At 59.0% G+C, this 12,854-nt stretch carries 13 protein-coding genes and 1 pseudogene; 4 read left to right on the top strand and 10 right to left on the bottom strand.

All coding sequences use genetic code 11. The annotated features are described in order from the left end of the window. The 9 genes from J1777_RS00950 to J1777_RS14235 form a co-directional block, all read right to left on the bottom strand. On the bottom strand, positions 1–125 hold a 125-nt coding region (locus tag J1777_RS00950), incomplete at its 3' end, for a transposase (RefSeq protein ID WP_207573963.1). A 60-nt stretch (positions 126–185) separates the two neighbouring features. Then, positions 186–788 carry a hypothetical protein gene (locus J1777_RS00945; RefSeq protein ID WP_341352920.1) on the bottom strand — a complete coding sequence of 201 codons (603 nt, stop codon included), beginning with the start codon at positions 786–788 and terminating at the stop codon, positions 186–188. Beyond that, on the bottom strand, positions 781–1,038 hold the full coding sequence (locus tag J1777_RS00940) for a hypothetical protein (RefSeq protein ID WP_092699802.1): 258 nt from the start codon (positions 1,036–1,038) through the stop codon (positions 781–783). Before J1777_RS00940 ends, J1777_RS00945 begins: the two co-directional genes overlap by 8 nt. Positions 1,039–1,185: 147 nt before the next feature. Continuing rightward, positions 1,186–1,566: a hypothetical protein gene (locus J1777_RS00935; protein ID WP_044402376.1), complete on the bottom strand. Its 381-nt coding sequence runs from the start codon at positions 1,564–1,566 to the stop codon at positions 1,186–1,188. A 63-nt stretch (positions 1,567–1,629) separates the two neighbouring features. Then, complete coding sequence (locus J1777_RS00930; protein ID WP_207573946.1) at positions 1,630–4,818, bottom strand: CusA/CzcA family heavy metal efflux RND transporter; 3,189 nt, start codon at positions 4,816–4,818, stop codon at positions 1,630–1,632. A gap of 15 nt (positions 4,819–4,833) precedes the next feature. Beyond that, complete coding sequence (locus J1777_RS00925) at positions 4,834–6,450, bottom strand: efflux RND transporter periplasmic adaptor subunit (protein ID WP_092699762.1); 1,617 nt, start codon at positions 6,448–6,450, stop codon at positions 4,834–4,836. Between the two features lie 2 nt (positions 6,451–6,452). After that, positions 6,453–7,808 carry a TolC family protein gene (locus tag J1777_RS00920; protein WP_207573945.1) on the bottom strand — a complete coding sequence of 452 codons (1,356 nt, stop codon included), beginning with the start codon at positions 7,806–7,808 and terminating at the stop codon, positions 6,453–6,455. A gap of 157 nt (positions 7,809–7,965) precedes the next feature. Further along, positions 7,966–8,325 carry a cation efflux protein, CzcI family gene (gene czcI, locus J1777_RS14490; RefSeq protein WP_341352919.1) on the bottom strand — a complete coding sequence of 120 codons (360 nt, stop codon included), beginning with the start codon at positions 8,323–8,325 and terminating at the stop codon, positions 7,966–7,968. Between the two features lie 9 nt (positions 8,326–8,334). Continuing rightward, the gene (locus J1777_RS14235) at positions 8,335–8,913 is read right to left on the bottom strand and encodes a hypothetical protein (protein WP_242700316.1); all 579 of its coding nucleotides are present in this window, start codon (positions 8,911–8,913) and stop codon (positions 8,335–8,337) included. Here J1777_RS14235 and J1777_RS00910 point away from each other — a divergent pair. The 3 genes from J1777_RS00910 (at position 8,897) to J1777_RS00900 (ending at position 11,566) form a co-directional block, all read left to right on the top strand. After that, a complete protein-coding gene (locus J1777_RS00910; RefSeq protein ID WP_024815614.1) occupies positions 8,897–9,583 on the top strand; it encodes a heavy metal response regulator transcription factor in 687 nt (228 codons plus the stop codon). The two genes, J1777_RS14235 and J1777_RS00910, sit on opposite strands and share 17 nt — an antisense overlap. After that, positions 9,580–10,917, top strand: a complete 1,338-nt coding sequence (locus J1777_RS00905) for a heavy metal sensor histidine kinase (protein ID WP_035242061.1) — start codon at positions 9,580–9,582, stop codon at positions 10,915–10,917. Before J1777_RS00910 ends, J1777_RS00905 begins: the two co-directional genes overlap by 4 nt. A gap of 301 nt (positions 10,918–11,218) precedes the next feature. Then, entirely contained in the window at positions 11,219–11,566 is a 348-nt protein-coding gene (locus J1777_RS00900) for a DUF4148 domain-containing protein (RefSeq protein WP_024815616.1), read from the top strand. 68 nt (positions 11,567–11,634) lie between these two features. On the opposite strand, the pseudogene J1777_RS00895 reads toward J1777_RS00900, so the two are convergent. After that, a pseudogene (locus tag J1777_RS00895) lies at positions 11,635–12,140 on the bottom strand (DUF3363 domain-containing protein); the annotation flags it as partial. 345 nt (positions 12,141–12,485) lie between these two features. Between J1777_RS00895 and J1777_RS00890 the strand changes: the two are divergent. Then, the gene (locus J1777_RS00890; RefSeq protein WP_161555628.1) at positions 12,486–12,818 is read left to right on the top strand and encodes a CzcE family metal-binding protein; all 333 of its coding nucleotides are present in this window, start codon (positions 12,486–12,488) and stop codon (positions 12,816–12,818) included. Positions 12,819–12,854: the final 36 nt, after the last annotated feature.

Here is a 12,854-nt window from a genome sequence, read left to right as displayed (position 1 = left end):
CATTTGTACAGGCTGTGGGTGCTTACGCCCAGGCGGTTGGAGACATCGGCCACGCTGTGGCCGTGGTCAAGGATTTGTTTGACCGCCTCGGTCTTGAATTCTTCGGGGTAACGTTGACTGCTCATACTGGCTCCTATTGGACAGGAAATAGGAGGCTCTTGACTGTCTACAAAACCCTGGGCGATTCAGTAAGCCCTTTCCCGAATTGCATCCTCGCCGTCAGTCGCCCATACAAACGTGCTCTTCCATGCCCAAACCGTTCCATCGATCCGAAGAAATCGTAGGTCACCAGCTTTACCATCCACGGTTGCGACTTGACGCTCTCCTTCGAAATCCAAGGTGAACGTATGCGTTCCTGGCTTCAACTTGAAGCGCACCATCGTGTTGGGGAGAGTCTCGGCGGCCATTGCGTTATCCGCGCTGATCTTCACAAAGCGCCCGCCATCTCCCCAGTTGCGCCGTACGACGTAGACGGTGAGCGCATTCGGATCGGGAGTAAAGCGCTTCGCCTGAGCGTCGGCATTCAGGCTGGGGGCGGGCACCCGAGTGCACGCGACTACTCTGCCCTTACTGGTCTTGTAGCAGTATGGCGCTTCGGCGGAGGTATCGGCCCCAGTAGAGGTAGCACAACCCGCCAGCAGGCTAGCTGCCAGCACAGAGGTCAGGATCACGCAGAGGTGGCGGGTGCCTGAATATGCAGGTATTTTTGTCATGGATCTGTTCTTTTGCTGTGGAGGTTGTTGCGTATTGCCTGAAGCTTCATCAGCGACTCCGGTACCGTCACCCACGGTCTGCCGCCTTGGATTGCATATGGCGGTGTCGCGATTTCGGTGTTTTTCGGTGTTTCAAACGCATTGCCTGTCGATCCCTCAGTCTCTTGGCCAAGCGTCGGCTGTACTTGACTCTCACCGCCATTGGCGGGTGGCGTTTGAGCCAGATACGCCGCAGCCTCCAAAACACAAACACGGAGATCAACAAGCCGATCCAAATCCAGAACAGCTTGGCAAAGAGCGCGACCTGTGCAGCCTGCATTGACATGGATCGCTCCTTTTTGGCCTCCAGCACAGGCATGTTGCCGATGGGCGGTCCGACCTCGTCAGCTGCTTTGACGTGAACGGACTGCGGAAAGTGGGATCACTTCTGGAGGCGTTGCGAAGGCGATCCCCCCCAGCCGGCCTTCGTGTACTACTTCAGCGTGAAGCGAACGGAGGCAACCGACTTGCCGGCCTTCGAGACGGCGACGACGGCTTTGGTACCTGCGGGAACCTTGAAGCTGCCCGACGCTTCCAGCTTGCCGTCGCCGACCTGGAGCTGAACTTCCTGCTTCTCGCTGCCAGCCAACAGAGTGACCTTGGCGGTCATCCCCGTCACAGCAACGGGCTTCCCGTGGTCGCGCATATAGAGCTGCAGTTTGTCGGCGCTAGCAACGAATTCGTACTCGACCTCCTTGGCTTCTGCAACAGCACCACCGTGCATCGGCTTTAGGTCGTGACCGTGATTGTCCGCAGCGAAGGCTGCGCCCGAGATCGACACTGACAGGGCGAGAATGAGTTGGGAGAGTTTCATGACAGTTCCTTTGGGGTTGGAGAAAAGGGACGGTCCCACGATCAGCGAGCGGGACCGTTTCAACTACGCGGACGCGGACACGTCTGGGGGATGCGAGGGCTCAGCGGACACGTCCTCATCTTCCTCATCGGGCCGGTGGGCCAGACGGTAAAGAATCGGCAGCACGAGAAGCGTGAGCAGCGTGGACGAGAGAATTCCGCCGATCACCACGGTGGCCAGGGGACGCTGGACTTCAGCGCCAGTGCCTGTCGCAATGGCCATGGGAATGAAGCCCAGCGAGGCCACCAGGGCAGTCATCAGAACCGGCCGTAGCCGGGTGAGCGCGCCGTCACGGATTGCTTCGTCAAGACCAACGCCGCCTTCCCTCAAGCTGCGGATGTACGAAATCATCACCAGACCATTGAGCACGGCCACCCCAGAAAGCGCGATGAAGCCGACAGCCGCAGAGATAGACATCGGAATGTCGCGAAGCCAAAGCGCCAGGATGCCCCCCGTCAAAGCGAATGGGATGCCAGTGAAGACCAGCAGACCATCCTTGACGTTGCCGAACATAGCGAACAGCAGCACGAAAACCAGCAGCAGGGACACCGGCACGACGATCTGCAGGCGCTGCGTGGCCGACTGCAAGTTCTCGAAGGTTCCGCCCCAGCTCGTCCAATAGCCGGTAGGAATCTTGATCTGGGCCAGGCCTTGCTCAGCCTCTGCGACGAAAGAGCCCACATCGCGCCCGCGCACGTTGGTGCTCACGACGATGCGGCGCTTGCCGTTTTCTCGGCTCACCTGGTTGGGGCCAGGAGCAAGCTCGAATGTTGCTACCTCGCCCAGCGGGATGAAGTTCGTTTTGGCCTCTGTCCCATTGGCAGAACGCGGCAGCGGGATAGGAAGGCGCTTCATCCCTTCGAGATCGTTGCGCAGGGATTCAGGCAGACGAACCAGGATGTCGAATCTGCGGTCGCCCTCGAACATAGTGCCGGCCTCGCGTCCACCGATAGCGGTGGCCACGGTGTCTTGAATGTCGGCAACGTTCAGACCATAGCGAGCAGCCTTCTGGCGGTCGATGTTCACGGTGAGCATCGGAAGCCCCGTCGTCTGCTCAACCTTCACCTCAGAGGAGCCCTGAATCTTCTGCAGCATTGCGGAGACTTCTTCTGCGGACTTGTTCAGGACATCCATGTCGTCACCGAAGATCTTCACGGCTACGTCACTGCGCACCCCGGAGATCAGCTCGTTAAAGCGCAGCTGAATGGGCTGGGAGAACTCATAGTTGTTGCCCGGGATTTTCCCGATGACTTCCTGAATCGCCGCGAGTAATTCGTCGCGGGTTTTTCGAGGTTCGGGCCATTCGGCCATTGGCTTGAGCATGATGTACCCGTCCGAAATGTTCGGCGGCATGGGGTCCGAGGCAATCTCCGCAGTACCGGTTCTGGCGAAGATGCGCTCGATCTCGGGGAATTTCTCTTTCAAGGTCCTTTCAATCTGCTGCTGCATTTGGACTGACTGGGAAAGGCTGGTGCCTGGGATGCGCAGCGCCTGGATCGCAAAGTCGCCTTCATTGAGATTGGGTACAAACTCGCTGCCCATACGCGTGGCGATCAACCCGCACAAGATCACCGCAACTGCAGCTGCGGTCAGTACGACCGCCTTGGCGGCCATGACACGGTCGAGCAGTGGACCATACAAGCGCTTGGCATGGCCCAGCAGGAAGTTTTCCTTCTCGCTGACCCGATTGCCGATGAACAGGGCCACCGCTGCGGGGATGAATGTCACCGACAGAACCATGGCGCCCAGCAGTGCCGCGACCACCGTGAATGCCATGGGGTGGAACATCTTCCCTTCAACGCCTGTCAGCGCGAAGATGGGCAGGTACACCACCATGATGATGAGCTGTCCGAACAGCAATGGACGCCTTGACTCCTGGGATGCCAAAAACACCTCATGGAAGCGCTCAGCCCGCGTCAGTGGCCGACCGTGGTGCGCTTGTGCATGGGCAAGTCTCCGTACGCAGTTCTCAACGATCACCACCGCTCCGTCGATGATGATGCCGAAGTCCAACGCTCCCAGGCTCATCAGGTTGGCGCTCACCTTGTACTGAACCATACCCGTGAAGGTAAAAAGCATCGACAAGGGGATGACCATTGCCGTGATGACGGCGGCACGGATGTTGCCCAGAAAGAGGAACAGGATCACGATCACCAGAACCGCGCCTTCCAGCAGGTTCTTCTTCACCGTACTGATGGCTTTGTCAACAAGCACGGTACGGTCGTAGACAGTCACCGCGTGCACCCCCTCTGGGAGGCTCTTGTTGACTTCCAACATCTTCTTGTCCACCGCCTGCGAGACAGTCCGGCTGTTCTCGCCGATCAGCATGAACACCGTGCCGAGGACCACTTCGCGCCCGTTATCGGTTGCTGCACCGGTGCGCAGTTCCCGGCCAATGCCAACTTCTGCCACGTCGCGAACGCGCACAGGAACACCGTTGGCGCTGCTGAGGATCACGTTACCGATGTCTTCCAGCGACTTCACCTGACCAGGTGCACGAATCAGATACTGCTCGCCACGCTTTTCGATATAGCCCGCGCCCACATTGCCGTTGTTGCGGTCCAGCGCAGTGACCACATCCTGCAGTGTCACGCCCAGAGAAGCCAGGCGTTCAGGGATGGGCGCGATCTGGTATTCCTTGGCAAAGCCGCCAATGGAATTGATCTCGGTCACGCCAGGAACATTTCGCAGCTGTGGCTTGATGATCCAGTCCTGAATCTCGCGCAGGTCTGTCGCGGTATAGGGCGAGCCGTCGGGCTTCTTCGCCCCGTCCTTGGTTTCGACAGTCCAGAGATAGATTTCGCCCAGCCCGGTCGAGATGGGCCCCAGCGCTGGCGTGATGCCGGCAGGCAGCTTGTCGCGCGCCTCCTGGATACGCTCGTTGACGAGCTGCCGAGCAAAATAGATGTCGGTTCCGTCTTTAAAAATGACGGTCACCTGCGACAGACCGTACCGCGAAAGCGACCTGGTCTGCTCCAGGTTTGGCAGGCCAGCCATGACCGTCTCGATGGGGTATGTAACCCGCTGCTCAGTCTCCAAAGGCGAGTAGCCTGCGGCCTGGGTGTTGATCTGAACCTGGACGTTCGTGATGTCAGGGACCGCATCGATAGGCAGCTTTTGGTAGCTGAAGACGCCAAGCGCCGCCATGCCCAGGGCCGCTAGAAGCACCAACCATCGCTGTTCGATCGAGAATCGAATGAGTTTTTCAAACATGTATGCGCTCCGCGATCAGTGCGTGTGTTCGGCAGATCCCTTGCCGAGTTCAGACTTCACGACGAAGCTGCCGGTCGAGGCGTAGGGCATACCGGCTTTGAGACCCGAGAGGACTTCGACCCGCTTGCCATCGCTTCGGCCCAGCTTCACGGGTTGAGCGATAAAGCCTCCATCAACCTTGAGGAAGACCACCGGCTTTTCCCCGACGTTTTGGACGGCGTCGGCCGAGATGGTTACAGGCGCTGCCGTTTCTTCGGACACCACCTCAACATTGACGAACAGGCCGGGGCGCCAAGCGCCCTTGGGGTTGTCAAGAACCACGCGGGCTTTTGCCGTGCGGGTTTGCTCGCCAATGAGCGCTCCTACAAAAGCGACAGTGCCTGTGGCCGAGGCGTCAAAGGCTGTGGCCTTGATCGTGACCTTTTCGCCCACGCGCACCGATGGCAGATCCTTCGCCGGAACGTTGATCTCAGCCCAAACCTGAGAAAGGTCCGAGATGGTGAAAACCGCAGTATCTTCCTTCACGGCTTCGCCGAGACTGAGGTGCTTCTCGATGACAATGCCATCAAAGGGCGCTCGCAACTCGATACGGTTCAGTCCTGCTACCGACGAGGCGGACAGGCCCATCGCGCTCAGTTTCTGATTGGCGTTGGCTACTGCGACCTCTGCTTCGCTCAAGGCCTGCTTGGCCTGCAGGTAGTCCTGCTCGGCAGACACCTTCTGCTCCCACAGCTTTTTTTCTCGCTCGTAGGTGGTCTTTGCCAGCGTTAAGCGCTTTTGGGCCGTCTGCAGCTCGCTGCGTTGCTCGGAAGCAGTCGGGCTCGCGATCACCGCCAAAACTTGTCCTTTCTTGACCACTTGGCCCAAGCTGGCATTGACGCTTTCCACGACTCCCGCAAGCCGGGGAACAACGTGAGACGTGCGATCTTCGTTCAAGCGTATCTCCCCGGGAAGGAGCAACGCCGTCTTGATGTTGGCTTTGACCGCATTGTCCAGGCTGATGGATGCAGCCTTAATCTGGGCATCGGTCAGTTCGATCTTTCCTTCTTCCTTGCTCATCACGAACATGAAAGGCTCTGTGGCAGTCTGCGCAATGATCTCGATGTCGAACGAATGGGGTTCAGCAACGATCTCTCGGCTGACAAGACTGTCTTTTTCAGCGGCAAACGTCAGTTTCTGCTTTTCATCTGTCGGGCGGGTCACAGTTGCCGTGACCGTTGCAGCATTCAGGGGCAGCGGTTTATCTTTGTCGGACAGCCAGATTCGCAGTCGAGGCTCGCCACCGTCTTCAGACAACAATGCTTCCAAGCTGAAGTCGCCTTCCTTGAACACGGTACCGCCATGTGGTCCCTTGGCTTCGCTCTTTTCATGGTGTTCACCATCGGCATGCCCCTTGTCATCGTCGTGGCCCTTTTCGCTACCCTTGCCATGGTGCTCGCCGTCGCCGTGTCCCTTGGCCTCGGTATGGCCGCCGTGCCCGTGGCCATCGTCCTCGGTGGCTGCGGCTCTGGGCTTGCCGCCACCTTGCAAGATGAAGGTTCCCGCGCCGACCCCTATTGCGAGGACTACTGCAATGGCGATCAGGTGTTTTTTACTGATGGTGGATTTGCTGGAGTTCGTGTTCATGGTCATGCTCAGTGTTGCGTTGCGATCAGGCCGGGAACCATGCTGGCCCCGAGCAGGCGGTCGATATCAGCCGCTGCACGGTGTGCTTCGCCAAGGGCTTTAAGGTACTGGGATTTGGCTGTGAAGTAAGTGCGTTGGGCATCGAGCACTTCCAGGAAATTGAACTTACCGTTCTCGAAACCAATGGTGGCGGCGTCATAGGCCGACTTCGCACCGGGCAGAACGTCCTGCTGCAGTGACTGAACCTCTGCGGTGATCGTGGAAAGGCGCTCTTGTCCCTGCGCCACTTCGCTGTGCAGGCGCACGGAGGCTGCTTGCAGCTCATCGCGGGCCTTGTCCTCAAGTTTCAGCGCCTCCAGGAGGTTGCCTTGGTTGCGGTCGAAGATGGGAAGAGGCACAGAGACCCCGAAAAGAAGGACGTTGCGCTGCGTTTCGTTACTGCGCTGCATGCCGACGCTGACGGTGACATCGGGCACGCGCTTGCTTTGCTCCAGGGCGGTCAATGCCTTGCGCCGATCCACCTCGATTCGCGCAAGTACCACGCCTGGCGCAGAAGAAATCAAGGGCTGGAGATCGGCGAGGCTCGGGACCGAGGGCAGGTTCTCGGCCTTGCCGTCCAGCACGGTGTAAGGCGCATCGATCCGTCCCAACAGCGCGAACAGGCGGGACAGAGCATTGCGTTGTTCGCTCGCGGCCTGGGCGAGTTCGACGCGAACGCCGGCTTCTGCAACCCGGGCCTTGGACTCTTCCACAGGGGATACTTTGCCAGCGGCTACACGCTTTGAGACGGTATCCGTTGAGGATTTGGCCAGCGCTGCGCTGTCTCTGGCCAGTACCAATCGTTCCTGCGCAGTCAGAACATCAAAGTAAGCGGCAGCGACATTGGCCCGCACGGTGGCTTGCAGCTCGGCGAGTTGGGCTTGTGCTTGCTCGCGCGTTTTTTCGGCCGCCTTAGTGCGTGCCGCACGCTTTCCACCCAGTTCTACGGGAAGATTGAGTTGCCAGCTTTGCGTACGTGTTTTGGAGCGTGTGTCTTCCAGCGAGTACGCGAGCTCTGGATTGGGGCGCGAGCGTCCTTGAAGAACCTGTCCTTCGGTTGCCTCCCATTGGCGCTTTGCCGCAGCCACCTCCGGATTTCCCTCCAGGGCCAGTTCGATGGCCTTGGCCAGCGACAAAGGCTCAGCTGCGGCCGCTGCAGCAGACTGAGGTGCTCGTTCGCCAACGGCTGGCCCTGGTGGCAGGCCCTGGGAAAAGGCACCGCCCGAGGCGCTCAGCCATATAGCTGCGGCGCCTGCCGCGAGCTTGATCTTTCTACCGCCGCGCCATGCGTGCGGCATCTCTTGAAGGTAAGTACCCTTGAACATCCGATTCTCCAGTGATTTCAAAACACGAGGGAATCGGCGGGCTGGCAACCGTGCAGCTGCCTGGCAACTCGTCAGTCACTTCAGCTGCAACACACGCAACTGCTTCCGCCGCGATGGCGGACAAGACTGAAAAAGAAAAGTGAGATGCCCCCGCCGATCAGGCGAGGACGGACCACTGAGGGCGGTCAGGGGGCGTGGGCGTTACAGCCAGCAGGCGCTGGCCTGGGGAACACTCCACACGGCTGTCATGGGAAAAGGCTGGCTTTGCATCTGACCAGCTCAAGGCCCCGATACCCGCGCCATGGCAAACTGAACAGTCAACATCAAATGCATCGGCTCCCTGGCTGGACTTTTCGGCCTGACCATTCCCGCCTTTGGCTTCATGCTGGTGTTCGTGATGCCCCAAATGCTGCGACTGCGAGGTTGAGCTCTCATGCATGCAATAAGCAGCCACCGCAGACCAGCTGAACTGGAACGGAAGCAATACAAGCATAAGAACGGCGATCAAGCGGCGCATTTTTGAAGTCTAGCATGCGTCATGAAGGGCGCGCTCGGGCGTGGATGGCCGCTGAGGAGCGCTAAGTTTAGAAATCAGCGTGCGCACGCCGTTCAGGTCCTGAAGAGCCTTCTTTTCACTTGCCGACATGTTGAGAAATTCCTGTTGAACTTGCTCACGGGTCTTCGTTGCGCCCGTTGCTTTGACGGGCAACGCACCCCCGCGTGAAAGGGTCGCCAGCGTGCCATCCCGGCGCGCTACTTCGACAGCCTGAAGCACATCGCCACGGGACATTGTGCTCTGCATGTGGTCGGGATGGGTGGTCATGCCCACTTCGCCGTCGGCGGGATGGTACAGCGAGGATGCAGACGCCAAACCTGGAGCCCCGATGGCAAGGGCGATCAGGGAAAGCGCGAGGGGTTTGCGAACAATCATGGTTTTTTCTCTGGGTTCAGGTAAGCCCTTGGCGATTTGCCTAGGCGATGCCTTGCGACACGAGATGAACTTTAGAAAGCGAACCGCGACAAGACACCAACAGCCAGATGACAAATTCGTAATATTTGAATACCCCGCATGCTTCGAAAATGGCGTCATGAAAATTTTGCTCATTGAAGACGAAGTCAAGCTTGCCGAGTACCTGCGCAAGGGACTAGGAGAGGTCGGCTACGTGGTAGACATGGCCCACAACGGCGTGGATGGGCTACACATGGCCCTCGAAGGCGGGTACGACCTGCTGGTGCTGGACGCGATGCTCCCAGGGATCGACGGTTTCAGCCTCCTCACCGCTTTTCGCAAATCCAGGCAGACACCCGTTTTGATGTTGACAGCGAGGGTGAGCGTCGAGGACCGGGTGCTGGGACTGCAGACAGGTGCTGACGACTATCTGGTTAAGCCCTTCGCGTTTTCCGAACTGAACGCACGCATCCAGGTGCTCCTGAGGCGCACGCATGGCACACGGGATGCGGCAGAGCCCACGCAACTGCGCCTTGCCGATCTCGACGTGGACTTGGTGCGGCGCAAGGCGTTCCGCAGCGGTCAGAAGTTGGAGCTGACCGCCAAGGAGTTCCAGCTTCTGACGCTGTTCCTGCGAAGAAACGGCGAGGTACTGTCGCGCACCGAGATTGCCGAGCAGGTGTGGGACATGAATTTCGACAGCAACACCAACGTGGTGGAGGTCGCCATCCGGCGCTTGCGCAACAAGATCGACGCGCCCTTCGAGAAGGCACTGCTGCACACCGTTCGGGGTATGGGTTACATCATGGAAGAGCGCAACGAATGAATGCACTGATCCAACATCGCTCACTGCGCCAGAGGCTGTCGTGGTGGTTGGCGTTGCAAAGCTTTGCAGGCTTGGGCTTGGTCTGCCTGGCCGTGTATCTGGTGACCGAGTTCAACTTTCGTGATCGCCAAGAGGACACGTTGGCGCAAAAGGAAAACGTCATTCGGCATCTACTGGCGGATAGTAAAGAGCACAAGAATTCGGAAGATCTCGCTCACAAGCTCGACGATTTCCTGGTGGGACACGGAGATCTGTCGCTCGAATTAGCGCAGGCCGATGGGTTTGTCCTCTATGCCCATGCCCGCAACCAGAATGCGAAGACGGTGTGGCGTCAACGGCAGTTCGAGGTTGCACAGACTGCGGGCCAGCCCCCCTCCAAGGTTTTGCGCGTCCGGTTATCGTTGGACATCCAAACGGACAACCAGCTGCTGCACCGGCTTGCACTTACCTTGCTGGTGGCAGCCATCGGAGGGGCCATCGTGGTTTCGCTGGGTGGCTTCTCCCTGGTCAACCTGGGCCTGGCGCCCGTTCGAAGACTGGTCAGCCAGACGCGTGCGTTGTCGGCGGACAACCTGCACCACCGGCTCGACGGCGCAGAACAACCCCTTGAACTCGTGCCCCTAATCGACCAGTTCAATGCGCTCCTGGAACGCATCGAAAAGGCCTACTCACAGATGGAGGGCTTCAATGCCGACGTAGCGCACGAGTTGTGCACGCCACTGGCCACGCTCATTGCCAACAATGAGCTGGCGCTAAGGCGCCCTGAACAGGCGGACATGCGAGAGGTCCTAGCCTCCAACCTGGAGGAACTACATCGCCTGACCGGCATTGTCAACGACATGCTGTTCCTGTCCCAGGCGGATCGGGGCGTGGGCGCACGCCGCGTTCCCGTTGCGAGCCTTGCATCGATGGCTGCAGACGTGTTGGACTACCACGAGGCGGCGCTGGCCGAGGCCGACCTCACCGCCAAGGTGGTGGGCGATGCCCATGGCGCCTTTGACGTGCCGCTGTTGCGCCGAGCACTGTCCAACCTGCTGGGCAACGCCACCCGATACGCAAAAAATGGTTCGATCGTCCAAGTCACCTTCAAGCCCTCTGATGGAGGCCGCGTGTTGCTCAGCGTCACTAACTGCGGAGATACCATCGATCCAGAAATACTTCCGCACCTGTTTGATCGATTCTTCCGCGGCGATCCTGCTCGCAGCCATGGGCAAAGCAACCATGGCCTCGGCTTGGCCATCGTTGGCGCGATCGCTCGCATGCACCAGGGTGAGCCGGTTGCATGGTCAGAAAACGGGGTGACGATTGTCGGGATGAAAATCCGCGCTCTGTAAGGGGCTCTGTTGCCGGTGATCCTACTTACGCATCCATGATGCGTTCGTGTTTTCGGGTTGGATTTTCTGCAATTGACCGAAGCGACTCCATCGCACTTACTCCCATGCAGGATATTTTCCCATGTCTTCATGGTAGGACCTTGTCACCGCGATAAGGTCAAAAACAGCAAAAGATGACAGAAAAGTCATCGTGCTGTCCGCGTTCTGTTGGGTCAGGGTTTCTACGATGAACACATCTCATCATCGCCTAGCAAAGGCATGGGAGATGCAAGTTTTATTGACTTCTACAAGGACCTTAGCCATGACTCAACGTCGTCTCTCCCCTTCTTCCATGATTGCAGCAGTGGCCGCAGTGGTCACCCTGGGTCTACCGGGGATGGCTTCGGCAGCATACGAGCATCCTGCCAACAATGAAAAGGGCATCATCGTTCACCCGGAACACTGGAAGAGCGATAAGACGCGAGAGCAGGTTATCGCGGAAACCAAGGCTGCCATGCAGCAAGGACTCCTGTCTTATGGCGAGAGCAACTACCCAATGCCTGTGCCTAATGTGGGCCCAGGGAAAACTCGTCAGGAAGTGATCAACGAAATGCTGAACGAGTCACCTGCCGAACGCGACGCGCGTCAGCGTCTCTACTATCCGGGTTGATCGCCCCCAGTTGCGGTTCCAGCGGATTATGCTGAACCCAGCCTTTGAGATCTCTGGCGTCGGCCTGACTAACCTCGGGAAAGCCCAGGCCGCCGCCCAATTTCCCATGCCACCCCACTGCCGCGCACCGTCGCGGCAACCTGCTTTCCCAACTGCTGCTCGATTACCGGCTTCCACGGCACCAGGCAAAATCCCAGGCCGTCATTGAGCATGGCGTAGCGCCCGCTGGCGAGCATCACGCTTCGCCGGTAGATGCCCGCTACGCGCTCCCTATCGGGGAGGGGCCGATGCTCCAGCCCGGTTTCAGCGGCAATGTCTTCGCGGCATGCGACAGCTCGCGGTTGCGCAGCGTCGCCGGAAGATTGCGCGTCAGGATGATGCGCTGCCCGCGCCGCTCGGTCAGACCCTAGTCGGCCAGGAAGTCGGCGCGTTTCTGTAGTACTTCCTTGGCCGCGCTGCCAAACCCTAGTTAGCTCAGCTCTTTACCGGCGCCGATCAACTGCTGGTCCAGCCAGGCGGCCCCAATCACGCGCGCCTGCCGCTCAATGGGCAGGTGCGTCATCTCCACGGCCACCCACGTCGATCGACAAAGCCTTGAGTCGGTGCGCGCGTTCCCTGCGCCTCTTCCTTCTTGTGATCCGATGCTATTGAAAACCCTGTAGCGGGTGCAGAGTCAAGTTCACAGGTTTTACAGTGACCGAGACATGCGTATAGCCCGACGATGAGGCAGCCAGCTGCCCGCGAAGTTCAGCCCATTGGGTCTGCACAAACACGCACCTTGCGCGCTGCTGCAGATGACAAATTTGTCATCCAGATGATCGCTATCTGTTGGTTACGGATCGCTAGAGTCCTTCATGTCGCCCCAAGGCGTCACTGCGCCGACATCGGCGGCGCGGTCATCATTAAGAAGGAACTCTACATGCGTTCGACTCGCCTCATCCAGGTGGCCATTATTTTCGGCATGGCCTCTGCGTCTGCCATGGCAGCTGACACGTTTGCCAACGGTCAATCGTTCTACGGTCAACCCGCTCAGCAGGCCGCCAAAGCCCGAGTCGTGGATGTCTCAACCGCCCGGCACCTGAACGTTGCCTACGGTGATACGGTCACGTTCCGCAGCGAAGGCAAGGAGTTCTCGTGGACGTTCAACGGGCTCGATCGCCGGCCCGTGGACCTGGCAAAGATCGCGCCAGCCGGATTCACGGGCAAGTCGCTCAACGTGTATGTCGCGCAAAACCCGTTGACCCGGAACTAAGGGGTCACGCGCCGCGCCTGAGGGTTGCTGTCAAGC

This window comes from Comamonas denitrificans (assembly GCF_017368815.1).
GTDB classification, from domain to species: Bacteria; Pseudomonadota; Gammaproteobacteria; order Burkholderiales; family Burkholderiaceae_C; genus Comamonas; species Comamonas denitrificans.
The sequence above is the reverse complement of the archived record's forward strand: the minus strand, read 5'-3'. Positions and strand labels throughout refer to the sequence as shown.